This is a genomic window from Tabrizicola sp. (assembly GCF_036781545.1).
Taxonomy (GTDB): Bacteria; Pseudomonadota; Alphaproteobacteria; order Rhodobacterales; family Rhodobacteraceae; genus Tabrizicola.
The window spans coordinates 1-25285 of sequence record NZ_DAIQAT010000005.1 but is presented as its reverse complement, the minus strand read 5'-3'; the positions used below and the strand labels follow the sequence as shown (position 1 = coordinate 25285).

At 69.0% G+C, this 25285-nt stretch carries 33 protein-coding genes; 20 read left to right on the top strand and 13 right to left on the bottom strand.

All coding sequences use genetic code 11. The features are described from left to right. From V7Q39_RS02205 to V7Q39_RS02185, 5 genes are all read right to left on the bottom strand, one after another. Nucleotides 1-141 (bottom strand): hypothetical protein, encoded by a 141-nt coding sequence (locus V7Q39_RS02205; protein ID WP_333814650.1) that lies wholly within the window; start codon nt 139-141, stop codon nt 1-3. Between the two features lie 17 nt (nt 142-158). Beyond that, nucleotides 159-1034 carry a hypothetical protein gene (locus V7Q39_RS02200; RefSeq protein ID WP_333814649.1) on the bottom strand — a complete coding sequence of 292 codons (876 nt, stop codon included), beginning with the start codon at nt 1032-1034 and terminating at the stop codon, nt 159-161. Next, entirely contained in the window at nt 1024-1944 is a 921-nt protein-coding gene (locus tag V7Q39_RS02195; RefSeq protein ID WP_333814648.1) for a hypothetical protein, read from the bottom strand. The genes V7Q39_RS02200 and V7Q39_RS02195 overlap by 11 nt, the downstream gene beginning before the upstream one ends. Beyond that, nucleotides 1941-3056 carry a signal recognition particle-docking protein FtsY gene (ftsY, locus tag V7Q39_RS02190; RefSeq protein WP_333814647.1) on the bottom strand — a complete coding sequence of 372 codons (1116 nt, stop codon included), beginning with the start codon at nt 3054-3056 and terminating at the stop codon, nt 1941-1943. The genes V7Q39_RS02195 and ftsY overlap by 4 nt, the downstream gene beginning before the upstream one ends. A 61-nt stretch (nt 3057-3117) precedes the next feature. Beyond that, on the bottom strand, nt 3118-3807 hold the full coding sequence (locus tag V7Q39_RS02185) for a lysoplasmalogenase (RefSeq protein WP_333814645.1): 690 nt from the start codon (nt 3805-3807) through the stop codon (nt 3118-3120). Between the two features lie 383 nt (nt 3808-4190). On the opposite strand from V7Q39_RS02185, the gene V7Q39_RS02180 reads away from it, so the two are divergent. Genes V7Q39_RS02180 through V7Q39_RS02145 form a run of 8 tightly spaced genes read left to right on the top strand, consistent with a single transcriptional unit; the run spans nt 4191 to nt 8011 of the window. Beyond that, entirely contained in the window at nt 4191-5192 is a 1002-nt protein-coding gene (locus V7Q39_RS02180) for an alkane 1-monooxygenase (RefSeq protein WP_333814644.1), read from the top strand. A gap of 55 nt (nt 5193-5247) precedes the next feature. Next, nucleotides 5248-5640, top strand: a complete 393-nt coding sequence (locus V7Q39_RS02175) for a hypothetical protein (RefSeq protein ID WP_333814643.1) — start codon at nt 5248-5250, stop codon at nt 5638-5640. Between the two features lie 31 nt (nt 5641-5671). Beyond that, entirely contained in the window at nt 5672-6037 is a 366-nt protein-coding gene (locus tag V7Q39_RS02170) for a hypothetical protein (protein ID WP_333814641.1), read from the top strand. A 3-nt stretch (nt 6038-6040) separates the two neighbouring features. Next, a complete protein-coding gene (locus tag V7Q39_RS02165) occupies nt 6041-6433 on the top strand; it encodes a hypothetical protein (RefSeq protein ID WP_333814639.1) in 393 nt (130 codons plus the stop codon). Nucleotides 6434-6437: 4 nt separating this feature from the next. After that, nucleotides 6438-6827, top strand: a complete 390-nt coding sequence (locus tag V7Q39_RS02160; protein ID WP_333814638.1) for a hypothetical protein — start codon at nt 6438-6440, stop codon at nt 6825-6827. Next, entirely contained in the window at nt 6827-7213 is a 387-nt protein-coding gene (locus V7Q39_RS02155) for a hypothetical protein (protein ID WP_333814637.1), read from the top strand. The genes V7Q39_RS02160 and V7Q39_RS02155 overlap by 1 nt, the downstream gene beginning before the upstream one ends. Before the next feature lies 1 nt (nt 7214). Beyond that, the gene (locus V7Q39_RS02150) at nt 7215-7604 is read left to right on the top strand and encodes a hypothetical protein (RefSeq protein WP_333814636.1); all 390 of its coding nucleotides are present in this window, start codon (nt 7215-7217) and stop codon (nt 7602-7604) included. Then, entirely contained in the window at nt 7604-8011 is a 408-nt protein-coding gene (locus V7Q39_RS02145) for a hypothetical protein (RefSeq protein ID WP_333814635.1), read from the top strand. The genes V7Q39_RS02150 and V7Q39_RS02145 overlap by 1 nt, the downstream gene beginning before the upstream one ends. Nucleotides 8012-8032: 21 nt before the next feature. Here the strand turns inward: V7Q39_RS02145 and V7Q39_RS02140 are convergent, their stop codons facing one another. Both V7Q39_RS02140 and xseA read right to left on the bottom strand, forming a co-directional pair. Then, nucleotides 8033-8332 (bottom strand): YciI family protein, encoded by a 300-nt coding sequence (locus V7Q39_RS02140; protein WP_333814633.1) that lies wholly within the window; start codon nt 8330-8332, stop codon nt 8033-8035. A gap of 49 nt (nt 8333-8381) precedes the next feature. Next, the gene (gene xseA, locus V7Q39_RS02135) at nt 8382-9941 is read right to left on the bottom strand and encodes an exodeoxyribonuclease VII large subunit (protein WP_333814632.1); all 1560 of its coding nucleotides are present in this window, start codon (nt 9939-9941) and stop codon (nt 8382-8384) included. Between the two features lie 128 nt (nt 9942-10069). Between xseA and V7Q39_RS02130 the strand changes: the two genes are divergently transcribed. Further along, a complete protein-coding gene (locus V7Q39_RS02130; RefSeq protein WP_333814630.1) occupies nt 10070-10309 on the top strand; it encodes a hypothetical protein in 240 nt (79 codons plus the stop codon). A gap of 9 nt (nt 10310-10318) precedes the next feature. On the opposite strand, the gene V7Q39_RS02125 is transcribed toward V7Q39_RS02130, so the two are convergent. Then, complete coding sequence (locus V7Q39_RS02125) at nt 10319-10579, bottom strand: hypothetical protein (protein WP_333814628.1); 261 nt, start codon at nt 10577-10579, stop codon at nt 10319-10321. 64 nt (nt 10580-10643) lie between these two features. On the opposite strand from V7Q39_RS02125, the gene purD reads away from it, so the two are divergent. From purD to V7Q39_RS02110, 3 genes are all read left to right on the top strand, one after another. Next, complete coding sequence (purD, locus tag V7Q39_RS02120) at nt 10644-11912, top strand: phosphoribosylamine--glycine ligase (RefSeq protein WP_333814627.1); 1269 nt, start codon at nt 10644-10646, stop codon at nt 11910-11912. Continuing rightward, nucleotides 11909-12787, top strand: coding sequence for a bestrophin family protein (locus V7Q39_RS02115; RefSeq protein WP_333814625.1), 879 nt, complete (start codon nt 11909-11911; stop codon nt 12785-12787). Before purD ends, V7Q39_RS02115 begins: the two co-directional genes overlap by 4 nt. A gap of 77 nt (nt 12788-12864) precedes the next feature. After that, a complete protein-coding gene (locus tag V7Q39_RS02110; RefSeq protein WP_333814623.1) occupies nt 12865-14121 on the top strand; it encodes an aspartate kinase in 1257 nt (418 codons plus the stop codon). Nucleotides 14122-14145: 24 nt separating this feature from the next. On the opposite strand, the gene V7Q39_RS02105 is transcribed toward V7Q39_RS02110, so the two are convergent. Further along, nucleotides 14146-15057 (bottom strand): NAD(P)/FAD-dependent oxidoreductase, encoded by a 912-nt coding sequence (locus tag V7Q39_RS02105; protein WP_333814622.1) that lies wholly within the window; start codon nt 15055-15057, stop codon nt 14146-14148. A gap of 43 nt (nt 15058-15100) precedes the next feature. Between V7Q39_RS02105 and V7Q39_RS02100 the strand changes: the two genes are divergently transcribed. Continuing rightward, nucleotides 15101-15565, top strand: a complete 465-nt coding sequence (locus V7Q39_RS02100) for an RrF2 family transcriptional regulator (protein ID WP_333814621.1) — start codon at nt 15101-15103, stop codon at nt 15563-15565. A 72-nt stretch (nt 15566-15637) separates the two neighbouring features. On the opposite strand, the gene V7Q39_RS02095 is transcribed toward V7Q39_RS02100, so the two are convergent. Next, a complete protein-coding gene (locus tag V7Q39_RS02095; RefSeq protein ID WP_333814620.1) occupies nt 15638-16543 on the bottom strand; it encodes an NAD(P)/FAD-dependent oxidoreductase in 906 nt (301 codons plus the stop codon). Between the two features lie 176 nt (nt 16544-16719). Between V7Q39_RS02095 and ptsP the strand changes: the two genes are divergently transcribed. The 4 genes from ptsP to V7Q39_RS02075 all read left to right on the top strand — a co-directional run bounded on the left by ptsP (nt 16720) and on the right by V7Q39_RS02075 (nt 20829). Next, nucleotides 16720-18963 (top strand): phosphoenolpyruvate--protein phosphotransferase, encoded by a 2244-nt coding sequence (gene ptsP, locus V7Q39_RS02090; RefSeq protein WP_333814618.1) that lies wholly within the window; start codon nt 16720-16722, stop codon nt 18961-18963. A gap of 70 nt (nt 18964-19033) precedes the next feature. Then, nucleotides 19034-19315, top strand: coding sequence for a BrnT family toxin (locus tag V7Q39_RS02085; protein ID WP_333814616.1), 282 nt, complete (start codon nt 19034-19036; stop codon nt 19313-19315). A gap of 1 nt (nt 19316) precedes the next feature. Next, on the top strand, nt 19317-19571 hold the full coding sequence (locus V7Q39_RS02080) for a BrnA antitoxin family protein (protein WP_333814614.1): 255 nt from the start codon (nt 19317-19319) through the stop codon (nt 19569-19571). Between the two features lie 172 nt (nt 19572-19743). Further along, a complete protein-coding gene (locus tag V7Q39_RS02075) occupies nt 19744-20829 on the top strand; it encodes a MupA/Atu3671 family FMN-dependent luciferase-like monooxygenase (protein WP_333814612.1) in 1086 nt (361 codons plus the stop codon). 188 nt (nt 20830-21017) lie between these two features. Here the strand turns inward: V7Q39_RS02075 and V7Q39_RS02070 are convergent, their stop codons facing one another. From V7Q39_RS02070 to V7Q39_RS02060, 3 genes are read right to left on the bottom strand one after another with little or no spacing between them, the layout of a single operon-like run. Continuing rightward, nucleotides 21018-22475, bottom strand: a complete 1458-nt coding sequence (locus tag V7Q39_RS02070; RefSeq protein ID WP_333814610.1) for an AMP-binding protein — start codon at nt 22473-22475, stop codon at nt 21018-21020. A 57-nt stretch (nt 22476-22532) separates the two neighbouring features. Further along, nucleotides 22533-23285, bottom strand: coding sequence for an EcsC family protein (locus tag V7Q39_RS02065; RefSeq protein ID WP_333814608.1), 753 nt, complete (start codon nt 23283-23285; stop codon nt 22533-22535). 40 nt (nt 23286-23325) lie between these two features. Continuing rightward, the gene (locus V7Q39_RS02060) at nt 23326-23811 is read right to left on the bottom strand and encodes a GNAT family N-acetyltransferase (RefSeq protein WP_333814606.1); all 486 of its coding nucleotides are present in this window, start codon (nt 23809-23811) and stop codon (nt 23326-23328) included. A 95-nt stretch (nt 23812-23906) separates the two neighbouring features. Between V7Q39_RS02060 and V7Q39_RS02055 the strand changes: the two genes are divergently transcribed. The 3 genes from V7Q39_RS02055 to rpsF form a co-directional block, all read left to right on the top strand. Further along, the gene (locus V7Q39_RS02055) at nt 23907-24488 is read left to right on the top strand and encodes a flavin reductase family protein (RefSeq protein ID WP_333814605.1); all 582 of its coding nucleotides are present in this window, start codon (nt 23907-23909) and stop codon (nt 24486-24488) included. After that, nucleotides 24489-24908 carry a PACE efflux transporter gene (locus tag V7Q39_RS02050; protein WP_333814604.1) on the top strand — a complete coding sequence of 140 codons (420 nt, stop codon included), beginning with the start codon at nt 24489-24491 and terminating at the stop codon, nt 24906-24908. 138 nt (nt 24909-25046) lie between these two features. Then, the coding region (gene rpsF / locus V7Q39_RS02045; RefSeq protein WP_333814603.1) for a 30S ribosomal protein S6 at nt 25047-25285 on the top strand (239 nt) is incomplete at its 3' end.

Below are 25285 nucleotides of genomic sequence, written 5' to 3'. Positions count from 1 at the left end.
CTACCCCGCCCGTTCCATGATCATCCTGCCCGCCGCAGGCGGCGCCATCAGCCCCGCCCGCACGGACGCCGCCTTCTCGCCCGGAACCGGCCGGCGGATCAAGGCGGCAAATACGGTCGAGCCCTCGCGCGGGACCGCCATGGGTGCAAAGCCTCCGCTCACGGGGTCAGACCCGGCGTCCAACTTGCCCCGATCCCTGACCCGGCGAAGACCCGCGCCAGGGCAGCAGGTCCCATCGGGTCCTCCGCCAGCGCCAGAAGCCCCAGCCGTGCCGCGCCGATCCCGTCCTCCGAGGCGAAGTCCAGCACCAGCCGGCCCCGCCCCTGCGGCAGTGCCGCGACGAACCGCTCCAGCGCCTCCGCCGTATCCTGCGGCAGGCTGTCCCCCGGCATCGCGTCGATCAGCCCCGACAGCAGGTCCCGCGCGGCCAGCACTGCCCTGGTGCCCTCTGCCTCCGGCTCAAGTTGCGCGCCCATCGCCTCCATGACCGGACGCAGGGTCCGTCCGTCGTTCTTCCACTCCAGATGCAGCCCCGTCACCCGCCCGGTCAGCAGCGAGGCCGCCGACACCCCGGCCCCCGCGATCTCGGCCGACAGGGCCAGCTCCGCTCCGCCAGACAGCAGCAGATGGCCGTCCTGCACCAGCAACCGGTCTGCCGCATCCTCCCTGCGGATCGACACCTGCATATCCGACGTCTGCAGACGCAGGAAATCCCGCAGCCAGGGCGCCGTCTTCCGGTCGTTCAGCGATGGCGCGACCCGCAGCCCCTTTCCCTCGACCTCCAGCGCCATCAGGCTGCCTTCCGCCATCTCGCCCCTGATCCGCAGCGTCTGAAGCGTGATCCGGGGCGCGCTTTCCCCTTCCAGCCGCACGCCATCCACGACGCACCAGCCCTCGGCCACCGGCGCAGGCGCGGTGCTCAGACGCAGGCCGAACGTGTCTTGCACCGCCCTGGCCAGCGCATCGCATCCCGCAGGCTCCGCCCCGACCGGACCGGCCAGCAGCGCCAGGAGAGCCACGAGTCTAAGGCACATCGGCATGGGTCCATCCGACATCGACCGTCACGCCCTGAAAAAGCGGCGCCGCCTCGGCCAGCGTCTCGGGCATTCCCGTCACCGCATAGCCCCCGAACCGCACGGGCCCAAGGCCCGGCTTTGCCCGCAGCGACACCGACAGATCGCCCGACGGATTCGGCAGTTCCGCCACCAGCGCCCGCAGCGCGTCCTTGCTGGCGTCCGAAACGCTCGTCGCCGGCAGGTCGCCCACCATCGCCGCCAGATCCGCCCGGATCGCCGCGGCGGCAGCCTCCATATCGCCCTCGGATGGCAGGACCACCGGCCCCAACGTCATCAGCACATACCATTCAAAAAGCCCGTGCGTGGTGATCCGCAGATCCGCATCGGTCAGTGCGAAACCCGCCAGCGACATCTGCATCGCGCCGGTCGAGGACAGGTCCACCCCCGTCACAACAGCCGAGGCTTCCACCGCATTCTCGCCGGGAAAGTCGATGCTCAATCCCTTCAGCCGCAGCACCTTCGCCCCCGCATCCCAGGCCAGCGCAACCTCTGCGTCGATCCGGTTCGGCCGGGCCTGCGCCGCGAACAGCCAGTCCATCTGCGCATTTCCGGTCTGGACCACCAGCCGCAACCCCTCGACCGCGACCTCCAGCCCCTCCGGCATCGAAGACCCGTCCGCGATCCAGCCCAGCGCCGCGCCGCGGAACCGCAGCCGGTCCATGTGCCAGTCCGGCACATACGGGCGCTCGACATCCACCACCGGCACCTCGACGACACACCAGTCGCCCTCCTGCGCCACGCCCGTCGCCGTCAGCGTGCCGAAACCGCCCAGCCCCTCCGACAGCTTTGCCCAGACCGCATCGCACAAGCCCGGTCCCGCCTCCACCGGCCCCGCCAGCAGCAACGCCAGAGCGCCTGTGCGGATCACTCCCCGGCCCCGACCAGCGCGCGGGCGAATTCCTCCGGATCGAAGGGCGCAAGGTCGTCGATCTGCTCGCCCACGCCGATGGCATGGATCGGCAAGCCAAACTTGTCGGCCAGCGCGACCAGCACGCCCCCCTTCGCGGTGCCGTCCAGCTTGGTCATGACCAGCCCCGAGACATCGGCGATCTTGCGGAAGATATCCACCTGCGTCACCGCGTTCTGCCCGGTGGTCGCGTCCAGCACCAGCAAAGTATTGTGCGGCGCCGTCGGATCGACCTTGCGGATCACCCGCACGATCTTCGCCAGTTCTTCCATCAGGTCCTGCCGGTTCTGCAACCGCCCCGCCGTGTCGATCATCAGAAGATCCGCCCCTTCGGCCCGCGCCTTGGTCAGCGCATCGAAGGCCAGGCTCGCGGGGTCCGACCCCTCGGGCGCGGTCAGCACCGGCACCCCCGCGCGCTTGCCCCAGATCTGCAACTGCTCGACCGCCGCCGCCCGGAAGGTGTCGCCCGCCGCGATCACCACCTGCTTGCCCGCCGCCTTGAACTGGCTGGCCAGCTTGCCGATGGTCGTCGTCTTGCCCGACCCGTTCACCCCCACCACCAGCACCACCTGCGGCTTCTGGGGATACAAGGGCATCGGCCGCGCCACCGGCTCCATGATCCGCGTGACCTCCGCCGCCAGCGCCTGCCGCAATTCGGCCGTGGAGACCTTTCGCCCGAACCGTCCCTCGGCGATGTTCGCCGTCACCCGCACTGCCGTGTCCACGCCCATGTCGGCCTGGATCAGCAGTTCCTCCAGGCTTTCCAGCATGGCGTCGTCCAGCACCCGCCGGGGCTCCTCGCTCCGGCCCATCAGCCGCCCGAAAAGCCCCGGCTTCTCCGCCGCGGGCTTCGGCTCGACAGGTTTCGGCGCGGCAGGCTCCCGCAGAGCGGGCTCCGGCACCTTTGCGACGGGCTCGGGGGCGGCCTCGGCCAGCGGCGCGACCGCCTCCGCGGGGCTCTCGGGCTCGGGCAGCGCGGCCTCCGCCCCCTCGGCCACCAGCGCCTCCAGCCCCTCGCCGATCTTGTCCGACGACCGGAACATCCGGTCCTTGAGCTTCTTGAAGAACGACATGGGCGGCACCCTAGGCTGGTTTCCCTTCACCTAGTCGCTTTGTCCCTGCATGGAAAGGCCATCAGCCCGTAGCCGCACCCCAGAACGCCAGCGCCCCCCAGCCGATCAGCGCCTGCCCGGCCCAATAGGCGGGCCACAGCGCCAGCGCCAGCCCGCGCCGCACGACCGGATCGCGGACGACGAAGATCTGCACCGCCAGCATCAGGTCCGACAGGATGAAGAGCGCCGCCCCCGACCGCAGCACCCCCTGCCCCTGAACCGCGGGCAACAGCACCGCCGCCACCCCCATCAGCCCGATCAGCGCCACATAGCCCCGCACCGGCCCGCGCAGGGCCCCCGTGCGCGGGGCGAGCCAGACCTCGGTCGACACGAGAAGCCCCACCAGACCCGCCAGCGCCAGCGCCTCGCCGGGGGAAACCCCGTCGAACCCCCGCTCGCCCGACCGCAACAGGAACCCGCCCGCATAGGCCAGATGACCCAGCCCGAAGGCCCCGACCCCCGCCAGGAAGGCCCGCTCCCCCTTCAGCGCCAGGCACAGATCGCCCAGCGCCCCCAGCGCAAGGCCCAGCGGCACCAGCCAGAACCAGCCCCCGCCGCCCTGCCCCGCCAGTGCCAGCGCGAGGAGTCCGGTTGAACCCGTCTTGACCGCCGCCGCCACCGGCCCCTTCTCCTCCCGCGCCGCGAACCGCAGCCCGTAGAGCACCGCCACCACCAGCGCCAGGCCCGCCAGCACGCCGCTTCCCCATGCCATCCCGCCCATCTCCCCGATGCCCCCGTCAAGCCGAGCGTGCCTCCGGCCCCGCCTGCCGACAAGCCCTCGTCCCGATTTCGCGAGTTCTCCTTCTGCCTTCATCCCCCTCCCATGGGAATGTCTGCTCCCCCTCGCGACGAAACGCCCTGTGTGGCGAAGAGCCCCACCTGCATCCCCAAAAGACCAACGCCCCGCGCCCGCTCACCGCCACCCCGACCCCTTCGCGACGAGAAGACGCAGTCGCACGAGGAGCCGCCCCGCGACACAAAACTCGGTTGCACCCCGCGCGATTTCCCCGAAAGCTGCCCGCACGCCCTTCAACCGGACCGCCTGCCCTGACCCGCCGCCCCCTCCCCCTCGCCGCCTTCGCCGCGGCCTCGCTTTTGCCGCTGGCCCTCCTCGCCCTCGGCCTCGCCCTCGGCGGCCCCTGGCTCTGGGCCGCCTTCCTCTACATGTCGCTCCTGACCCTCCTCCTCGACCAGCTCATCCCTCTCGTCCCCGGCCAGTCCGACGGCAGCGAGTTTCCCGTTGCCGACCTCCTGCTCCTCACCATCGGCCTCGGCGCCCTCGCGCTCCTCCCCGCTGCCACCTGGGCCATCGCCGGGCCTTCCGGCCTTTCCCCCGGCCAGCGCCTCCTCGCCTTTCTCGCCACCGGCTTCTGGCTCGGCCAGGTCGTCCATCCCGCCGCGCATGAGCTGATCCACCGCCCGAACCGCAACCTCTTCCGCCTGGGCGCCACGGTCTACGCGGCCCTCCTCTTCGGCCAGCACACCAGCGCGCATCGCCTCGTTCACCACCGCGCCGTCGCCACGCCAGAGGACCCGAACACCGCCCGCAGCGGAGAAAGCTTCTACCGCTTCGCCCGCCGCGCCTGGGCCGGCAGCTTCCGGCAGGGCGCCCGCGCCGAAACCGCCCTCCGCGCGGGCCGGTCCGGCCTGCATCCTTACATCTTCTACCTCGCCGTCAGCGCCGCCGCCCTGACCCTCGCCACCTTCATCGCGGGCCTTCCCGGCCTCCTCGCCTGGACCGGCCTCGCGCTTCACGCCCAAAGCCAGATCCTCCTTTCCGACTATGTCCAGCACTACGGCCTGACCCGCGCCCGCTTGCCCGACGGCAGATACGAGCCCGTCGGCCCCCGCCACAGCTGGAACACCGCGCACTGGTTCACCTCGGCGATGATGCTGAACGCCCCCCGCCATTCCGACCACCACCTGCATCCCTCGCGCCCCTTCCCCGCGCTCCGCCTGCCGGACGAGGCGCCCCGCCTGCCCTGGCCGCTCCCCTTCGCCTGCGCCATGGCGCTTGCCCCCCGGCTCTGGCGCCGGGCCATGGCGCCGCATCTCGCGCGCTGGCGGGAATCCGGACCTGCGGACACGGCGGCTTGACTGGCCAATCCCGCGCCGCTCTGGCACTCTCGCCCCAATTCCAACGGAGCTCCCGATGCGTACCCTGCTTCTCGCCCTGGTCCTTGCCGCCACGCCGGCGCTTGCCGAAACCCCGCTCGATGCCGAGGGTTTCGATAAGGCCACCAGGGGCGCGACCCTCACCTACGACTATGGCAACGGCCTCTTCGGCACCGAGGAATATCTCGACGGCCGCCGCGTCCGCTGGGCTTTCGAGGGCGATCTCTGCATCTATGGCGTCTGGTACCAGAAGGGCGACCAGATCTGCTTCGACTACGAAAACGACAACACCCCCGCCTGCTGGCTGTATTTCCTGGAAGACGGCAAGATCCGCGGCCGCTACATGGGCGAGGGCGGCGGCTGGGAAATCCTCGAATCCTCCCGCGATGGCGGCCCCCTGCCCTGTGCCGGGCCCGACGTGGGCGTCTGATCCCTTGCGCGCGGCCCTTTCCCTTGGCCTGATGGTGACCGGCCCCGCGCTGGCCGAACCGCCGATGACGGCGGCGGAATTCGCTGCCCATGTCGGCACCGATACGATCACTTACGGTTACGCCACCGGCATCGTCGGTATCGCCGACTACGGCCCCGACCAGACGCTTGTCTGGCGCTATGAAGGCGGTGCCTGCATGAAGGGTCGCTATCATCAGTCGGGCGACGCCCTCTGCTTCAGCTTCGAGGCTCAAGAACTCTCGCCCTGCTGGCATTTCGGGCTGCAATCCGGCCGCCTCTACGGCGTGACCATAAACCTCCCCGTCCGTGACCGTATCTTCGAGATCGGCCGCTCCGACCGCCCGCTCGACTGCTCCGACAACGAGACGGGCGTGTGACCCATGCGGACCGTGGCGATCATCACCCTCCTCCTCGCCGCCCCGGCGCTGGCCCAGACCCCGATGACGGGCGCAGAGTTCGACGCCTACGTCACCGGCAAGACCATGGGCTACTTCGCCGACGGCCAGGCCTTCGGACGCGAGGTCTACCTGCCCGGCCGCAAGGTCCGCTGGGCCTATACGGCCGACGAATGCAAGCTCGGCCACTGGTTCGCCGAAGGCGGGAACATCTGCTTCCTCTACGACGGCGACCCCGAGCCGAAATGCTGGACCATCTGGCCCGATGGCGAGGGGCTCGCCGCCAGCTACATGACCGATGCCCCCGGCGTCGCCCCCCGCACCGTGCGCGAGACGACCGAACCCCTGTCCTGTGCCGGCCCCGATGTGGGAGTGTGACCTGATGCGCCCGATCCTTGCCTTCCTGCTTTGCGTCAGCTCCGCCTTCGCCGAGACCCCGATCTCGGCCCAGGATTTCGAGGCCCATGTCACCGGCAAGACCCTGACCTACCGGCAATTCGACAGCCTCTTCGGGATCGAGGAATACCTTCCCGGCCGCAAGGTCCGCTGGAGCACGGCGCCGAACCAGTGCCTCTATGGCAGCTGGTATCCGCAAGGCGACGACATCTGCTTCGTCTACGAATACGACCCCACCCCCGCCTGCTGGACCTTCTGGCTAAAGGACGGTGCCTTGGTCGCCCTCTCCGTGGACGGCCTGCCCGGCGAGGAACTGCATGAGGTCGACGCCGGAACCCAGGGCCTGCCCTGTCCCGGCCCGGACGTGGGGGCCTGATGCTGCGCAGCCTCCTCTGCCTCGCCTGCCTCGTCCCGGCGGCCCATGCGGAAACCCCGATGACCGCCGCCGAATTCGAGGCCTGGTCCACCGGCAGGACGCTCGACTACGCCGCCGACGGCGCGCGCTGGGGCAGCGAGATGCATCTGGCGAACCGCGCCACAATCGACGCCGACGAGGGCGGGGTCTGCCGGTCGGGCCACTGGTATCCGCAGGGCGACGACATCTGCTTCGTCTACGAATTCAACCCCGGCCCCTATTGCTGGCGCTTCCTGAAGGAGGGCGATCAGGTGATCGCCGAATTCGTGGGCGAGGCCTTCGCCGAGCATATCACCGTCACCCTCTCCGACGCGCCGATCCCCTGCACCCCGGAAGTGGGGGTCTGACATGCGCGCCCTCCTCGCCCTCCTGCTCTCCGCCACCCCCGTCCTTGCCGAACCCGTCCTCACCGCCGACGAATTCGACACCCTCACCCGGGGCCGCATCATGACCTGGTCCGAATTCGGCGCGGTCTACGGGGTGGAGCAGTACCTGCCGGGCCGCAAGGTGCGCTGGACGGTCCTCGGCGACGATTGCAAGACCGGCCACTGGTATCAGGACGGCGCCGCGATCTGCTTCCAGTACGAAGACGACATCGACCCCGACTGCTGGGAGATCACCCGCTCGGGCGCCGATCTCCTCGCCCGCTATACCACCGACCCGCCGGGCACCGAGCCGGTGATCGTGGCCGAGACGACCGAACCCCTCGCGTGTTTCGGGCCAGAGGTCGGCGTCTGATGCGCAGGCTGGCCCTTCTCCTGACGTTTCTCCCCGGCCTCGCTTTCGCCGAAAGCACCGCCCCTCAACCTGCCGATCCCCCGATGACCGCCGAAGCCTTCGAGCGCTTCGTTCAGGGCCGCACCATGGACACTCACAACCAGACCGGGCGCTACGGGGTGGAAACCTTCCTCCCCGGCCGCCGCGCGATCTGGCGCGATGCCGAGCAATGCCTGGAAGGCAGCTGGCGTCCGCAGGGCGACCTGATCTGCTTCGACTACCGGGGCATCGACACCCCCTTCTGCTGGACCTACCACGACCACGGCGGCTGGCTGATGGCCTGGCTCGACGGCGACCTCTCGGGCGAGGCGATCATGCTGTATCCGGCGCAGGAGGTCGTGACCTGCGAGGGGTATTTCGGCGTCTGACGCGCAGTCGGGGCCGGCTGGTCACCCCATGCCCATGTGATTGTTCTCCTCGCAGGACAGCTCCCAGACCCGCAGCTCCAGCCGTCGGAGGCCCGACCGCACGAAAGGGTCGGATCGGGCGATGGCCTCGGCCTCTGCTGCGGTTTCCGCGCGCAGGATGACCATGCCGCCCGACCCGTCCGCGAAGGGGCCTGCCAGTTCCAGCGACCCCGCAGCCTGCAGGGACCGCAGCCAGGCCACATGGGCCCGGATCGCCTCGATGTCGGCCGTCCTTCCGGGGACGGGATGCAAGAACACGACGTATCGGGTGAATTCGCTCATATGCTTCCGTAGGGTGCGTGCTCGCACGCACCATCCTTTCACCACCGCATCAGAACAGGCTCCCCTGCCCGCTCTCTCCCTCGCCCTTCGCGCGCTTTCCGGCCCGGCCTCCGACCAGAAGCCGCCCATCCCGGAACTCGATCTCCAGCGCCAAGGCCTTCTCGGCCGCCGCCTTCGAGGTGACGACTGCCCCATCCCCCCGCACGACGGCGTAGCCCCGCTTCAGGGTGGCCGCATAGCCCAGCGTCGCCCGCGTCCGGTCCAACGCCTCCAGCCGGTCATTGAGCCGCGCCAGCCGTGCGCGGGGCGCCGCCTCCAGCCGGTCGGAAAGCGTGGCGAGCCGCCCCCGTCCCTCAGCCGTCCGCCGCGCCGCATCGCCCAGCATCCGCACCAGCGCCGGGGCCAATCGCGCCGCCAGCGCCTCCAGCCGCTCCCCCCGCCGCTCCAGCCGCTGCAGGACCGCCCGTCCCAGCCGCTCCGTGCGCGAGGTCAAAAGGTCCGCCTGCCGCGCCAGCCCGGCCCGCAGCGCCTGCGGCTGCAACCGCCCCGCCAGCCGGTCGAACTCCCGGTGCTTCTTCGCCACCGCCAGCCCCAGCCCCGCCGAAAGCCGCAGCGCCCCCGCATCCAGACGTTGCCGGGGGGTCGCGACCAGCGTCTCCACCCGGGGCAGCGCGCGGCTCAAGTCCCGCAGCCGCTGGCGCCGTTGCACCACCCCCTGCCCGATCCCGCGCACAAGCCGCGCCCCCAGCGCTTCCAGCGCCGCCAGAAGGTCCAGTCGCACCGGCACCGCCAGTTCCGCAGCCGCCGTAGGGGTCGGCGCGCGCAAGTCGGCGGCATGATCGATCAGCGTGGTGTCGGTCTCGTGCCCCACGGCGCTGATCAACGGGATCGCCGACCCCGCCGCCGCCCGCACGACCACCTCTTCGTTGAACCCCCACAGGTCCTCCAGCGACCCGCCGCCCCGCGCGACGATCAGCACGTCGGGCCGCGGGATCGGTCCGCCTTCGGGCAGCGCGTTGAACCCCCGGATCGCCGCCGCCACCTGCGCCGCGCAATCCTGCCCCTGCACCGCCACCGGCCAGACCAGCACATGCCGGGGGAAACGGTCGCGCAAGCGATGCAGGATGTCCCGGATCACCGCGCCACTGGGGGAGGTCACCACCCCGATCACCCGCGGCAGATAGGGGATCGGCTTCTTCCGCGCCGCATCGAACAGCCCCTCGGCCTGCAACGCCGCGCGGCGCTTCTCCAGCATCGCCATCAGGGCGCCCGCCCCCGCCGGGGCCACGTCCTCGACGATCAGCTGGTACTTCGACTGGCCGGGAAAGGTGGTCATCCGCCCGGTGGCGACGATCTCCATCCCTTCCTCCGGCCGGACCTGCATCCGTGCCGCCTGCCCCTTCCAGGCGATCGCCGCCAAAGAGGCGCGGTCGTCCTTGAGGTCGAAGTAGAGGTGCCCCGACGAGGGCCGCGACACCCGCCCCACCTCGCCCCGCACCCGGACAAGGCCGAACTCCCCCTCGATCACCCGCTTCACCGCGCCGGAGAGTTCCGAGACGGTGAATTCCGGCTGGTTGCCCTGCGGGGCGGGATCGTCGATCAGGTCCATGGCCCATTGATGCCCCGGCGCGGGCCGGGTTGCAACACGGGGGGCCGAGGGCGCGGTGGCTTCAACGGAAAGGACCGGTTAAACTTCGGTTAACAGGTGAGTCACGCTCCCGCCGAAAGGTCCGCGCCATGTTCCGCAGCCCTGCCCTTCCCGCGATCCTTGCGGCGCTTCCGGCCCTTGCCGCGCCCGCATCGGCCCAGGACTGCGACCCGAACTATTCCGGAAAATGCGTCCCCATCGCCTCGGACGTCGACTGCGCCGGGGGCAGCGGCAACGGGCCTGCCTATGTCGATGGGCCGGTCTATGTCGTCGGCAGCGACATCTACGGGCTGGATCGGGACGGCGACGGGATAGCCTGCGACAGATAGCCCCGCGGCTCAGTCGCCGCTGTCGCCCCCGATGCCATCGGGCCCGCCCTGCCCCGGCGGAAGCGGTGGAAGCGGGCCGTGCTTCCGGCGATACACCGCATAGCTTCCGACAATCATCGCCGCGCCGATCCCCGCCAGCCACAGGGGGCCCATGCCGATTCCCCAGGCAACCACCGCCATCCCCGCCGCCTCGGTCAGCCTGACCAGAGGCGACGGCTTCGGCCGGCCCGACGTGCCGGCGCCCAGCGTCACGGTGACATCCGGTTCCATGCTTGCCTCCCACACGCGCGCATCCTAAGAGGCCTTCACCTTCAGGCCAAGCGGGGGCGCGTCCATGAACATTCTGATCCTCGGGTCCGGCGGACGGGAACATGCGCTCGCCTGGGCGGTCAAGCAGAACCCGAAATGCGACCGGCTTATCGTCGCCCCGGGCAATGCCGGCATCGCCATGCTGGCGGAATGCGCCGACCTCGACATCCTCGACGGCGCCTCGGTGGTGACGTTCTGCGAAGAGAATGCCGTCGACTTCGTCATCGTCGGCCCCGAGGCCCCCCTTGCCGCCGGGGTCGCCGACGCCTGCCGCGCCGCGGGGATCCTGACCTTCGGCCCCTCCGCCGCCGCCGCGAAGCTCGAGGCCTCCAAGGCCTTCACCAAGGACATCTGCGACGCCTGCGGTGCCCCCACCGCGGCCTGGGCCCGCTTCACCGAAGCCGCCCCCGCCCGCGCCTATGTGAAGGCGCAAGGTGCGCCCATCGTCGTCAAGGCCGACGGCCTCGCCGCCGGAAAGGGCGTCGTCGTCGCGATGACCGAGGCCGAGGCGCTGGACGCCATCGACGACATGTTCGGCGGCAGTCTCGGCGCAGCAGGCGCGGAAGTCGTGATCGAGGACTTCATGGCGGGCGAGGAGGCGAGCTTCTTCGTCCTCACCGACGGCACCACCGCGCTGCCCATCGGCACCGCGCAGGACCACAAACGGGTGGGCGACGGCGACACTGGCCCGAACACCGGCGGCATGGGCGCCTATTCCCCCGCCCCCGTCCTGACCCCGGCCCTCCAAGAGCAGGCGATGGAGCACATCATCCGGCCCACCATCGCCGAGATGGCCCGGCGCGGCACGCCCTATCAGGGCGTCCTCTATGCCGGGCTGATGATCCAGGACGGCAAGACGCGACTGGTCGAATACAACTGCCGTTTCGGCGACCCGGAATGTCAGGTGCTGATGATGCGCCTCGGCGCGCAGGCGCTGGACCTGTTGCTCGCCACCGCCGAGGGGCGCTTGGCCGAGGCGCGGGTCAACTGGGCCGACGACCACGCCCTGACCGTGGTCATGGCCGCGAAGGGTTATCCCGGGACCTATGAGAAAGGCAGCGTGATCAACGGCCTCGACCGGATGCCCGAGGACAGCCGCCACATGGTCTTCCACGCCGGAACCCGGCAGCGCGACGGGGTGATCGCCGCTGACGGCGGGCGCGTCCTGGCCTTCACCGCCCGCGGCGCGACGCTGGAAGAGGCGCATCACCGCGCCTATGCGATGATCGACCTTCTGGACTGGCCGCAGGGTTTCTGCCGGTCCGACATCGGCTGGCGGGCGCTGCCGAAATGATCATTCGCGACAAGCCGGGCATTCTCGCGCTTCTCCTTGCGGTGCGCGGTTCCGTCCTGCCGCATATCGCGCCGCAGCTACTGTTCGTCGGCCTCTTCTCGGCCGCCATCGTCGCCATCGACCGCCACCTTGTGACCCTGCCGCATGTGCAGGCCGCGCCCCTGGCCGTCTTCGGGGTCGCCCTCTCGCTCTTCCTCGGCTTCCGCAACAATGCCGCCTATGACCGCTGGTGGGAGGCCCGCCGCCTCTGGGGTGGCCTTCTCGCCGATGCCCGCAGCCTCGCACGCGAGGCCGACACCTTCCTTGCCGATCCCGGCGACCGCCGCCGCCTCCTGACCGCGATGCGCGGCTTCCTGCACCAGCACCGCTGTGCGCTGCGCGACCTTCCCCCCGACGCCGCCGCGCTGCGCGATGCCCCGGCGGCGCCCGACCCGGATGCCACGCTCGACGCCATGGGCGTGCAGCTTGGCGAAGCCCTGCGCGCCGGGCGGCTGGACGGGTTCGGCGCCCGCACGCTCTCCACCCGCCTCTCCGCCATCGCCCTGGCCCAGGCGGGTTGCGAGCGCATCAAGCTGACGCCGCTGCCTTACGTCTATTCCCTGCTGATCTTCCGCACCTCGTGGCTCTACTGCCTGCTCCTGCCCTTCGCGCTTCTGGAACCGACCGGCTGGCTCACCCCCCTCTTCGCGGTGATCGTCGCCTATACCTTCTTCGGGCTCGCCGAAGTGACCGAGGAACTGGCGCATCCCTTCGGCCCGACGGCCAACGCCCTGCCGCTGGACGCGATCTGCCGCGCCGCCGAAATCTCGCTCGCGCCCCATCTGGGCGAGGTCCCGTCCCCGCCGCTGCAACCCGTCGGCTACCGGCTGGACTGATCGTTCCGCCCCTTGCGCCCAATCCGGCCCCCGCATAAGAAGCGGGCGTTTTCGGAAGGCCCAAGGGGGAGCCGCGAATGCCGCTTCTGGTGATGAAATTCGGCGGGACCTCGGTCGCCGACCTGTCGCGGATCGAGAATGCCGCGAAGAAGGTGCAGGCCGAGGTCGAGCGTGGCTATGACGTGATCGTCATCGTCAGCGCCATGTCGGGCAAGACCAACGAACTGGTCGGCTGGGTCGAGACCACCTCGAAGCTGTATGACGCCCGCGAATACGACGCCGTGGTCGCCAGTGGCGAGAACGTGACGGCGGGCCTTCTGGCGCTGCGCCTGCAAGAGATGGACGTGCCCGCGCGCAGCTGGCAGGGCTGGCAGGTGCCGATCAACACCACCTCGGCGCATTCCTCGGCCCGCTTCGTCTCGATCCCGCGCGACCATATCGACGCGAAATTCGCCGAGGGCTTCAAGGTCGCCGTCGTCGCGGGCTTCCAGGGCGTCAGCGCCGAGGGGCGGATCACCACCCTTGGCCGGGGCGGCTCGGACACCACCGCCGTCGCCTTCGCCGCCGCCTTCGGGGCCGAACGCTGCGACATCTACACCGATGTGGACGGCGTCTACACCACCGACCCCCGCATCAGCCCCAAGGCCCGCAAACTGCCAAGGATCGCCTTCGAGGAGATGCTGGAACTGGCCTCGCTCGGCGCCAAGGTGCTGCAGACGCGGTCGGTGGAACTGGCGATGCGCTACAAGGTGCGCCTGCGCGTGCTGTCCTCCTTCGAGGACACCGACGAGAATTCTGGAACCCTGGTCTGCGACGAGGATGAAATCATGGAATCGAAAGTAGTCTCCGGCGTCGCCTATTCCCGCGACGAGGCGAAGATGACGCTTCTGAAGGTCGAGGACCGCCCCGGCGTGGCGGCGGCGATCTTCGGCTCGCTGGCCGATGCGGGCGTGAACGTCGACATGATCGTGCAGAACATCTCGGAACAGGACGACCCGGCCGACAAGCGCGCCCATACCGACATGACCTTCAGCCTGCCCACCAATCAGGTGGACCGCGCCAAGAACGCCATCGACGCGGCGGCTTCGGCAGGCAAGTTCGCCTTCACCTCGCTGGTGACGGATACCGACGTGGCCAAGGTCTCGGTGGTGGGCATCGGGATGCGCAGCCAGGTGGGCGTCGCCGCCAAGATGTTCGCGGCCCTGGCGGCAGAGAACGTGAACATCAAGGTGATCACCACCTCCGAGATCAAGATCAGCGTGCTGATCGACCGCAAGTACATGGAACTTGCCGTCCAGGCGCTGCACGACACGTTCGAGCTGGAAAAGGCCTGACGGCCGGGCCGGGCTCACGCCCCGTCAAGGGGGCAGAAGTCCCGCCAGATCCATGTCGCAGCCCAGTCCTGCCGTGGCGCCAGAGGCGGTGGCGAAGACCGCCGCCGGCATCCCGCTAGCCAGATCGCCCGCCGCATAGATCCCGGGAACGCTGGTGCGCTGATGGCGATCGGTCTTCACGAAGGGGCCGGTCGGGCCGTCGGCCATCTCGCAGCCCAGATCGGCCGCGAAGGATGACGCAGGCACGCTGCGGCTGGCAAGATAGAACGCCCGCAGCGGTATAGGTCGACCCGCGACCCAGACCGCGCCCAGCTTGCCGGCGTCATGCTCGAACAGCTCGACAGGACCGCTGACATGGTCGACCCCGAGCGTCGCGATCAACTCCAGCGTCTCCGGGGCCAGCACCGCGCCATTGTCGAAGACCGTAAGCGGCCCCGCCCAGCGCCGGATCTGGCGCAGATATTGTCCGGCATGGGGATGGTCGCCCAGCAGGACGCCCGTCGGCAGGTCCGCCAGCTCATAACCGTGGCAATAGGGGCACTGGTTCGCCGTGATCCCCCAGCAGGCCGCCAGCCCCGGCAGGTCCGGCAGGATGTCGCGCTGCCCCGTCGCCAGGATCAGCCGCCGCGCCTCGGCCCGCCCCCCATCCCAGTCCAGCCGAAACCCCTGCTCTACCGACGTCACCCGCGCCTCCACCACCGTCAGCGTCGGATAGGCCCGCAGCTGCGCCAGAGCGTTCGCCTTGATCGCCGCCGGTTCCATGCCGTCATGACCCAGGAAACTGTGCGAATGGGCGGCAAAGCGGTTGCGATGCTGCCCGTCGTCGAACAGCACCACCCGCCGCCGGGCCCGCAGCAGGTAAAGCGCCGCTTGCAGCCCTGCGAAATTGCCGCCGACGATTGCCGCGTCGAACGGCTGGTCAAATCCCGTGTGCATTGCCATAGTCTCCGTGGATAAGTATCGTAACCAATATAGTTACATGAAACGCGACAGCAAGCTTTCTCTGGCCCTGCATATCCTCGGGCACATGGGCGCGGCCCCTGACCGCCCCTTGCAGTCCGAGGTTCTGGCGGGGTTCCATGCCACCCACCCCGTCGTGGTGCGCCGCACGCTGGGCCAGCTGCGCGAGGCCGGGCTGGTCCTCTCTGCCAAGGGCCATGCCGGGGGCTGGCGGCTCGCGAAACCCGCCGCTGCGATCACCGTCGCAGATGTCTACCGCGCGCTTGGCGAACATCTCGACCCCGCCCCCGGCTCCGGTCCGGAGAACCCGCCCGGCTGCGCCATCGAACGCGCGCTGCACGGGCACTGGAACCGCGCCGTCGCCGAGGCCGAAGCCCTGTTGCTTGACCGCCTGTCCCGGATGAGCATCGCCGATCTTTCGGCCAGCATGACCGAAGGCCCGGCCCATCCGCATGGGCAGAGCTCCGGAGGCCCCACGGAATAGGTCGTGGCAGAACCGCGCAATCCTCCGCACGTCAGACTGTGCCTTTTCGGATGAGCCGACCTTCCGCCCCGCTCAATCCGTCGGAAGCAGCCCCAGCAGATCCTGATGGCAGGCCGCGCCCGCCGTGTTCCCCGTCGCCGCAGCCTGGGTGGCGCTGGGATAGGGCCGCGCCAGATCGCCTGCCGCGAAGACCCCCGGCACCGTGGTCCGCTGGTGCTCATCGACCTTCAGATGGCGGCCCATCGGCGTTTCCTCCAGCACGCAGCCGAGATCTTCGCCCAGCGCCGAGGCCGGTTCCTGCCAGGTCACAAGATAAAGCGCCCGCATCATCACGTCGCGGCCGTCTTCCAGCTCCACCGCCTCGATGGCCCCGTTCGTATGCCGGACCCCGACCACCCGCCCCGCCTCGCGCGCAAGGCCGGGCCGGTCCAGCGCCGCCGCCTCCTCCGGCGTCACCGCAACCCCGTTTTCCAGCAGGACCAGATCGTCGGTCCAGTCCCGCAGCTGCGTCGCATGGTGCATCGGGATCGCCTCCACCGCCAGAAGGCCAGTCCTGCGGTCCGCCAGTTCATAGCCGTGGCAATAGGGGCATTGCACGACCGTGCGGCCCCAGCATTCCGCAAGGCCGGGAATATCCGGCAAAACGTCGCGCTGCCCATAGGCCAGGATCACCCGCGCGGCCTGCACCGACTCCGTCCCCTCCAGCACGAAGGCCCCCGCTTTGCCGCTGATCCGCTCCACCCGCCCCTCGATCAGCCCCGCGGTCGGATAGGCCAGCACCTCGGCCAGCCCCTTCCGGCGGATCGCCTGCGGCGCCGCGCCGTCCTGCCCCAGGAACCCGTGCGATGCGCTGGCGAAGCGGTTCCGCGTCCGCCCTTCATCCAGGATCACCACCCGCCGCCGCGCCCGCGCCAGCATGATCGCCGCCGAGACCCCGGCGAAACTGCCCCCGACCACCGCCACATCGACCTTCCGCATCCGCGTTCCCCTCGTTGCCCGCCGGGGCTACGCTTCGCCGCGCGGATCAGTTCCCGCTGCCCGATCCGCAGGCACCGGGACAGCACCGGGACAACGCGCCGCAACCCGCACGCGCAAATCCGTTTTCTTCCTGTCGCGGCGCTCCTATAGAGAGAGGAAGACCGGAAGGACGCCACATGCCCGAACGCAGCGAAAGTGACAGCCGCAAGCTTCTGCGCCGTCTGCGCGACATGCTGGCCATCCCCGGACGCGGTCAGGACCGGCTGGACCAGATCACCCATCTCATCGCCGACAGCATGAAGACCGAGGTCTGCTCGATCTACCTCTTCCGCGACCCCGAGACGCTGGAGCTGTGCGCGACCGAAGGCCTGAAGCCCGAGGCGGTCCACCAGACCCGGATGAAGCTGGGCGAAGGGCTGGTCGGCCGCGTCGCCCGCACCGGTCAGCCGGTCAACACCGCCGACGCCCCCAGTGAAAAGGGTTTTCGCTTCATGCCCGAGACCGGGGAGGAGATCTATTCCTCCTTCCTCGGCGTGCCGATCCAGCGGGTGGGCGAGAAGCTGGGTGTCCTCGTCGTCCAGTCCAAGACCGCCCGCGAGTTCTCCGAGGACGACATCTACGCCCTGGACGTCGTCGCCATGGTGCTGGCCGAGATGACGGAGCTTGGCGCCTTCACCGGCGAGGAAGGCGGCATGAAGGCGCTGCACAAGCAGCCGGTCCTGATCCGCGCCACTTCAGGTCAGGAAGGCGCGGCGGAAGGCCGGGTCTGGCTGCACGAGCCCCGCGTCGTCGTCACCAACCCCGTCGCCGACGACCCGCTGACCGAGATCGACCGCATCCGCGGCGCCGTGGGAGAGCTTCGCGTCTCCATCGACGACCTTCTGGAAGCCGAACAGCTCGACAAGGAGCAGAAGCAGGTCCTCGAAGCCTACCGGATGTTCGCCCATTCCCGCGGCTGGCTGCGGCGGATGGAGGAAGACATCATGCGTGGCCTCTCCGCCGAAGCGGCGGTGGAAAAGGAACAATCCGCCGCCCGCGCCCGGATGGAACAGGTGCCCGACCAGTATCTGCGCGAGCGCCTGCAAGACCTCGACGACCTGTCGAACCGGCTGCTGCGCATCCTCACCGGCCAGGGCCGCGACACCGGGGCGGAAATGCCGGAAAACCCGATCCTCGTCGCCCGCAACATCGGCCCGGCCGAGCTTCTGGATTATGGCCGCAAGCTGAAGGGCGTGGTGCTGGAAGAAGGCTCGGTCGGCAGCCATGCCGCCATCGTCGCCCGCGCGCTGGCGATCCCCCTGGTGATCAGCGCCAACCGTGTCGTGGCCGAGGCGCTGAACGGCGACCATATCCTTGTCGATGGCGACCAAGGCGTCGTCCACCTGCGGCCCGAGGAAACCATCGCCCGCGCGTTCCGCGACAAGATCGCCATGCAGGCCGAGGCGCAGAAGCGCTACGCCTCCCTGCGCAAGCTTCCCGCGACCACGCTCTGCGGCACGACCATCGGGCTGCACATGAACGCAGGGCTGATGGCCGACCTGCCCAGCCTTGAAAACTCGGGTGCCGACGGGGTCGGCCTCTTCCGCACCGAATTGCAGTTCCTCATCCGCTCGAAGATGCCGCAGCGGGCCGAGCTTGCCGCGCTTTACGCCCGCGTGATGGATGCCGCCAAGGGCAAGCGCGTCGCCTTCCGCACCCTCGACATCGGCTCGGACAAGGTGCTGCCCTACATCAAGGCGCCCGAAGAGCCCAACCCCGCGATGGGCTGGCGCGCGGTCCGCGTCGGCCTGGACAAGCCGGGCGTCCTCAGGATGCAGTTGCAGGCGCTGATCCGCGCCGCCAATGGCCGCCCGCTCACCGTGATGTTCCCGCTCATCACCGAGATGAGCGAATTCCAGGCCGCCCGCGCCCATGTCCTGCGCGAATTGCACCGCGAGAAGTCGCTGGGCCACCCGGTGCCCGAGCGGGTGGAGATCGGCGCGATGATGGAGACGCCGAGCCTCGCCTATGCGCCCAGGGCCTTCTACGAGCTGACCGATTTCATCTCGGTCGGCGGCAACGACCTGAAGCAGTTCTTCTTCGCCGCCGACCGCGAGAACGAGCTGGTCCGCCGCCGTTACGACACGCTGAACCTTACCTTCCTCGCCTTTCTGGAACAGGTTGTCGCGCGCTGTGCCGAGACCGGAACCGCGCTGTCCTTCTGTGGCGAGGATGCCGGCCGCCCGATCGAGGCGCTGGCGCTGGCCGCCATCGGCTTCCGCACCCTCTCGATGCGCCCCGCCTCGGTCGGCCCGGTCAAGGCGCTCCTGCGCAAGGTGACCCTGACCGAAGCGCGCGCCGTGATCGACCGGGCGCGGGACGAGGGGGCAGAATCCGCGCGACCCGCGCTGATGGATTGGCTGGCGACGGTGGGGGCTTAAGGTATGAGTTGGACGGCAGTGCCCGCGCGGGGTCTCCGAGCCTCCCGTATACACAATTTGCTTGATTTCCTTGAGGCAAATCGTATATACGGACATTCAGATCGAATTTGATCCGGCCAAAGACGAAGCCAATATCGCCAAGCACGGCGTGACGCTTGCCCGCGCGGCTGACCTCGACATGCTGGCCGTCAAACAGGACGAGCGTTTCGACTACGGCGAAATGCGGTTCCGGGCTTGGGGGCTGATCGACGGGTTGGCCTACTGCCTCGCTTTCACGACCCGGGATGATCGCGTCCGGGCCATCAGCCTGCGTCGTGTCCGCGCCAAGGAGTTGAAACGCCATGCCTCGTAAAGTGATCTTCGACGACGACAACCCGGAATGGACCGAGAAGGACTTTCGGGACACCCGCTCCCCCCATGAAGTTCTGCCGCCCCATATCCTCGCGGCGTTCCCCCGGACCCGTGGTCCGCAGAAGGCCGCGCTCAAGGTTCCCGTCTCGATCCGCCTTTCTCCCGAGGTGGTCGACTACTTCAAGGCCGGCGGCCCCGGTTGGCAGAGGCGGATTGATGAAGCGCTGCGAAAGGTCGCGGGGGTTGACACTCCTTGACCCGCCGCTGAGGGGATGGAGTCGCGTATCCGGGGTCCGACCACGCCATTCTTGCCGCCGCCGAAACGATCTGTCCGCCGAACCCGCCGCAAAGGCTTGACCCAAGTCAAACGCCGCAAGGACCATGCTGGCTACACTCGGCGCTGATTTTTCAGTGCTGTCAGGTGCCCCCATGGAATTCGGTCTGTTCTTTTTCGCCAACGACACCTCCGGCGCCGGTCAGACCGGCAAATACGACCTGATCTTTCAGGCCGCCCGCTGGGCCGACCAGAACGGCATGGCGCGCCTCTGGGTGCCCGAACGCCACTTCCACAGCTTCGGCGGCCTCTCGCCCAATCCCTCGGTGCTGGCCGCCGCGCTGGCCGGGGTGACAAGCCGCATCCAGATCTGCGCGGGCAGCGTCGTCCTGCCCCTGCACGACCCGATCCGCGTGGCCGAGGAATGGTCTATCGTCGACAATGTCTCGGGCGGGCGGGTCGGCCTTGGCATCGCCAGCGGCTGGGTGCCGAACGACTTCGTCATTTCCGGCCGACAGGACGATTTCCGGAACCGCAAGCAGCTGTTCCGCGACCGCACCGAGACCCTGCGCCGTCTGTGGCGGGGCGAGCCGCACCGCGTGCAGAACCCGCTTGGCGAAGAGGTCGACATCCGCGTCATGCCGCGCCCGGTTCAGGCGGAGCTGCCGATCTGGATCACCGCCGCCGCCAACCCGGAAACCTTCGTCGAGGCCGGTGCGATGGGCGCGAACGTGCTGACCCATCTCCTCGGCCAGACGGTCGAGGATCTGGCGCAGAAGATCACCGCCTATCGCGAGGCCCGCGCCGCCGCCGGGCATCCGGGGCGCGGCCTCGTCACGCTGATGCTGCACACGCTGGTCGGGGATGACGACGAGGAAGTGCATGATCTGGCCCGCAAGCCGATGATGGACTATCTCGGCGCCTCCTTCGACCTGGCGTCGAAGCACCTCGCCTCGGTGCCGTTTCTCAAGGACCCCGGCAAGATCGACGTGACGCAGCTGACGCCCGACCTTGCCGAGGCGGCGCTGGAAGCCTCGTTCGAGAAGTATTTCTACATGGGCAGCCTGCTCGGCTCCTACGACAAGTGTCTGGCGACGGTGGACCGGCTGGCACAGCTCGACGTGGACGAACTGGCCTGTCTGGTGGATTTCGGGGTCGAGCCGCAGGTGGTCCTGAAGGGCTTGGAGAACCTGAACGTGCTGCGCAAGCTGGCCAACCCCGAACCCCTGCGCGCTGCCTGATCAGGTTTGCCGGACGCTCCTCATGCGCCTTCGGCTTTTCGTCGCAAGTGAGCGAGGAGTGCCGAAGACATCGACGAGCCGGAGCCCGGAAACTGCCCGAATTCCATATCTTACCAAATCCTGAACGCCCACGCGCAAGTCGTTGATTTTGCTTGTGGTCAAAATCTGCCCGCGCGCGGGCAGCCGACTCACTCGCCTTGGAACAGCCCCGCATGCGCCCGCCGCAGCTCGGCCTTCTGAACCTTCCCCATCGCATTCCTCGGCAGTTCCTCCACGACCAGCACCCGCTTCGGAATCTTGAACGCCGCCAGCCTCTCCCGCAGCGCCGCCCGGACCGCCCCCTCCTCCGCCGACCCCACCACGCAGGCCACCACCGCCTCGCCGAAGTCAGGGTGCGGCACCCCGATCACCGCCGAAGCGGCGATCCCCGGCAGGTCGTCCAGCGCCGCCTCCACCTCCGCCGGGTAGACGTTCAGCCCGCCGGTGATCACCAGATCCTTGGCCCGGCCGAGGATCGACAGGTACCCCTCGGCATCGAAGGCCCCCATGTCGCCGGTCACGAACCAGCCCTCCCGGAACTCCTCCGCCGTCTTCTCCGGCAGTCGCCAGTAGCCCTTGAAGACGTTCGGCCCCCGGACCTCGATCGCCCCCGCCTCGCCCGGCGGCAGCGCCCCCTCCGGCCCGGCGATCCGCACCTCCACCCCCGGCAGCGGCATCCCGACGGTCCCGGCCTTCCGCTCGCCGTCATAGGGGTTCGAGGTGATCATGTTGGTCTCGGTCATCCCGTAGCGTTCCAGGATCGCGTGGCCGGTCCGCTCCCTCCATTCCGCGTGGGTGGCGGGGGAAAGCGGCGCCGAGCCGGAGACGAAGAGCCGCACCCTGGCGCAGACCTCGCGCGTCAGGCCGGGGTCGGAAAGGAGGCGGGTGTAGAAGGTCGGCACCCCCATCATCACCGTCGCCCCCGGCAGCGCGGCCAGCACGGCGGAGGGCTGGAAAGCGCGGTGGAAGATCATGCTGGCCCCGGAATAGAGGACGCAGTTGGTCGCGACGAACAGCCCATGGGTGTGGAACACCGGCAGGGCGTGGAGGAGGACGTCGTCTTCGGTGAACCGCCACAGCCCCACCAGCGCCTCGGCATTCGAGGCGAGGTTCTCGCGGCTGAGCATCACCCCCTTCGACCGCCCGGTGGTGCCGGAAGTATAGAGGATCGCGGCAAGATCATCCGATCCGTGGGCGGGATCGGCGAAGCCCGCATCCTGCCCCTCGGCCAGCGCCAGAAGGTCGGGCAGCGCCATCACCCGCGCGCCCACGGCACTCAGGCCCGCCACCCGCTCGGGGTCGGTCACGGCCAGGGCGGGTTCGGCGTCGGTCAGGAAATGCGCGGTCTCGGCGACGGTATAGCCGGGGTTCACCGGCAGGAAGACCACCCCCGTCCGCAGGCAGGCGAGGTAGAGCGAGAGCACCGCCTCGCATTTCTCGACCTGGAGGAGGAGACGGTCGCCTTTCTTCAGGCCGAGGGAGAAGAGTGCATTCGCCAGCCGCCCGGTCTCCTCCAGAAGCCCGGCATAGCTGGCCCCACCCACCATCCAGACCCGGTCCGGATCGGCGGCCATCTGTTTCAGTCTCGCGATGACATCGGTGCTCATGCCGCTCTCCCCTTGCTTGGATCATTTATCCAAGCCCCGCGGCGAACCGCAACAGGATCAGGCGCGGATCACCTTGGGCGGGGTCACGGCGAGGCGGAACTCGGCCTCCACCGCCTCGGCCCCATGGACTCTCGCCAACTTCGCCAGCTCGAAGCGGACGCGGGCGACCTCGCGGTAATACGACAGGAAAGCGGCGTTCAGCGCGGCCCCGGAGACGGCGCCGATCACCGGGACGGCCTGCGCGGCCAGTTTCTGGCCCAGCACGGCGGCAAGCCTTGGCGCAATCGTCCGGATCAGGTTCTGCGCCGTCGAGCCGGTCAGCGCCAGACGCGAGGCGAGGAAGGAGGTATTGACCCCATCATCCTGCGCCAGCGGGCTGCCGGCGGCGAAGACCTGCAGACATTCGGCGCGGACCCAATCCTCGTCGGGGTCAAGGCCCGCCTCGCGCGCCACGCTGCGGATCGTGTTCAGGAACAGGGTTACGGTCACGGGCAGTTCGGCCACCGCCGTCGCCAGCCCCCCGGACCCGCCCGCGGCACCTGCCGCCACGGCGACCAACATCGGGGCGCGGGTGCCAAGGTCGGGAGTGCGGGAGGCAATGCCGTAGGAGGCCTCCAGCGCCTGGGCCGTCAGCTTCTCCAACTGGCTGCGCAGGCTGTCGGGCAAGGCGGAGAGCTGGTATTCCAGCGTGCCGCCAACGCGGTTCACCAGCCGGATCACCGGGCCATTGGCACGCTTGTAGCGGCGGGCGAGCGGGGCGATTTTCGCGGCAAGATCGGTCGTCGAGAGAACGGGCAGGGTCTGGTCCATGCTGAGTCATATGGGGACCCCTGCCCCCCGTGCAATGGGATCAGGTCGCCTTGGTCACGACCCCGGTCACGCCATTCCACGCCCCCGCCTTCAGGTCCAGCCCCAGCACGCGGTCGGGGTTGGTCGGGGGCGGCATCTCCACCCCGTCGAGCCTCCTGAAGCCGAAGCGGGCGTAATAGGGCGCGTCGCCGACCAGCATCACCCGTTCCCAGCCCAGCCGTCGGGCCTCGCCCAGGCTTTCGTTGATCAACAAGGCCCCCAGCCCCTCGCCCTGATGGGTGGGGTGGACGGCGATGGGGCCGAGAAGAAGGACGTCATGCTCGCCGATCAGCGCGGGCCAGTAGCGGATCACGGCGGCCAAAGCGCCGGTGTCGTCGCGGAGCGTCAGGCACAAGGGCGCGACCGTCGGCACACCGTCGCGCAGGCGGTAGGAGGAGAGCGCGGTACGGCCGGGCGCGAAGCAGAGGTCGTAAAGCGCCTCGACCTCCCACCAGTCGTCTTCTGTCTCTTCCTCAAGCCGATACACGCCGCTGATTTCCCCCTGACGCCTTGATCCGAATCCGCTGGCACCGGGCCGTAACATGGCGCAGTCTCACGATCAATTTGTGAAAAGGCTACCCGATGTTCTATCGCCCCGCCGAGGGCCATGGCCTGCCGCACAGCCCGTTCTCGGCCATCGTCTCACCCCGTCCGATCGGCTGGATTTCCACCCGTGCGGCAGCGGGCGACAATCTTGCACCCTATTCCTTCTTCAACGCGGTGGGCTACACGCCGCCGCAGGTGATGTTCGCGGGCGACTACCGCGACAGCATGGCGAATGCGATGGAAAGCGGCGTCTTCGCGGTGAACATCGTGGCCGAGGCGGCGCTGGAGGCGATGAACGCGACCTCGGCCCGTTTCCCGCGCGGGACGGACGAGTTCGTGGCGGCGGGCGTGGCGAAGGCGGAATGCGTGGCCATCGACTGCCCGCGCGTGGCCGATGCGCCCGCGACGCTGGAATGCCGGGTGGTGAAGCTGGTCGACCTGATCGGCCCCGAGAAACTGCTGATCGGCGAGGTGGTTGGCATCCACCTGCGGGACGATTGTCTGGTCAACGGGCGGCTGGACCCCGCACGCTATGTCCCGGCGGCGCGGCTTGGCTATCACGACTATACTTTCGTCCGCGAGCTACGCGAGTTGCGGCGCCCCAAGGACCCGGCCTGAATGACCCCTGCCCGCCGCAAGATCGTCTATGCCGTCACGTTCGAGACGCTGGGGACGCTGGTCGCCTCGGCCTATCTCTGGATCGTCTCGGAAGCGAGCGCGGGGTCGTCGCTGGCGCTGTCGGTCTTGACGGCAACCATCGCGCTGAGCTGGTCCTACATCTTCAACACCGGCTTCGAGGCCTGGGAGGCGCGGCAGCCGGTCAGGGGCCGGTCCCTGAAACGCCGCGCCGCCCATGCCCTGCTGTTCGAGGGCGGGCTGGTGCTGATCTGCATCCCCGTGATGGCATGGTGGCTTCAGGTCGGCTATCTGGAGGCGCTGGTCTACGAGGCCGGGTTGATCGCCCTTTTCATCGCCTATACCTATGCCTTCACCTGGGGGTTCGACCGCATCTTCGGCCTGCCCGCCTCGGCGAGGTAGGGGTTGCGCGGACCCGGGCAATCTGTATAAGGCCGCATCCTTTCCGCTTATCCATGAACCGGCGATGCCTCTCGTGGACGGGCTGCGGAAAAGGTCTTGCCCGTCCTATGAAGCCGCCCCGAAACGAAGGAAGCCCGCATGCCTCTTTACGAGCATGTCTTCATCTCGCGCCAGGACCTGTCCAACGCGCAGGCCGAAGGCCTTATCGAACATTTCTCCACGGTGCTCTCGGACAATGGCGGCAAGGTCGTCGAAAACGAGTACTGGGGCGTCAAGACGATGGCCTACAAGATCAACAAGAACCGCAAGGGGCATTATGCCTTCCTGAAGTCGGACGCGCCCGCCGCGGCCGTGCAGGAAATGGAACGCCTGATGCG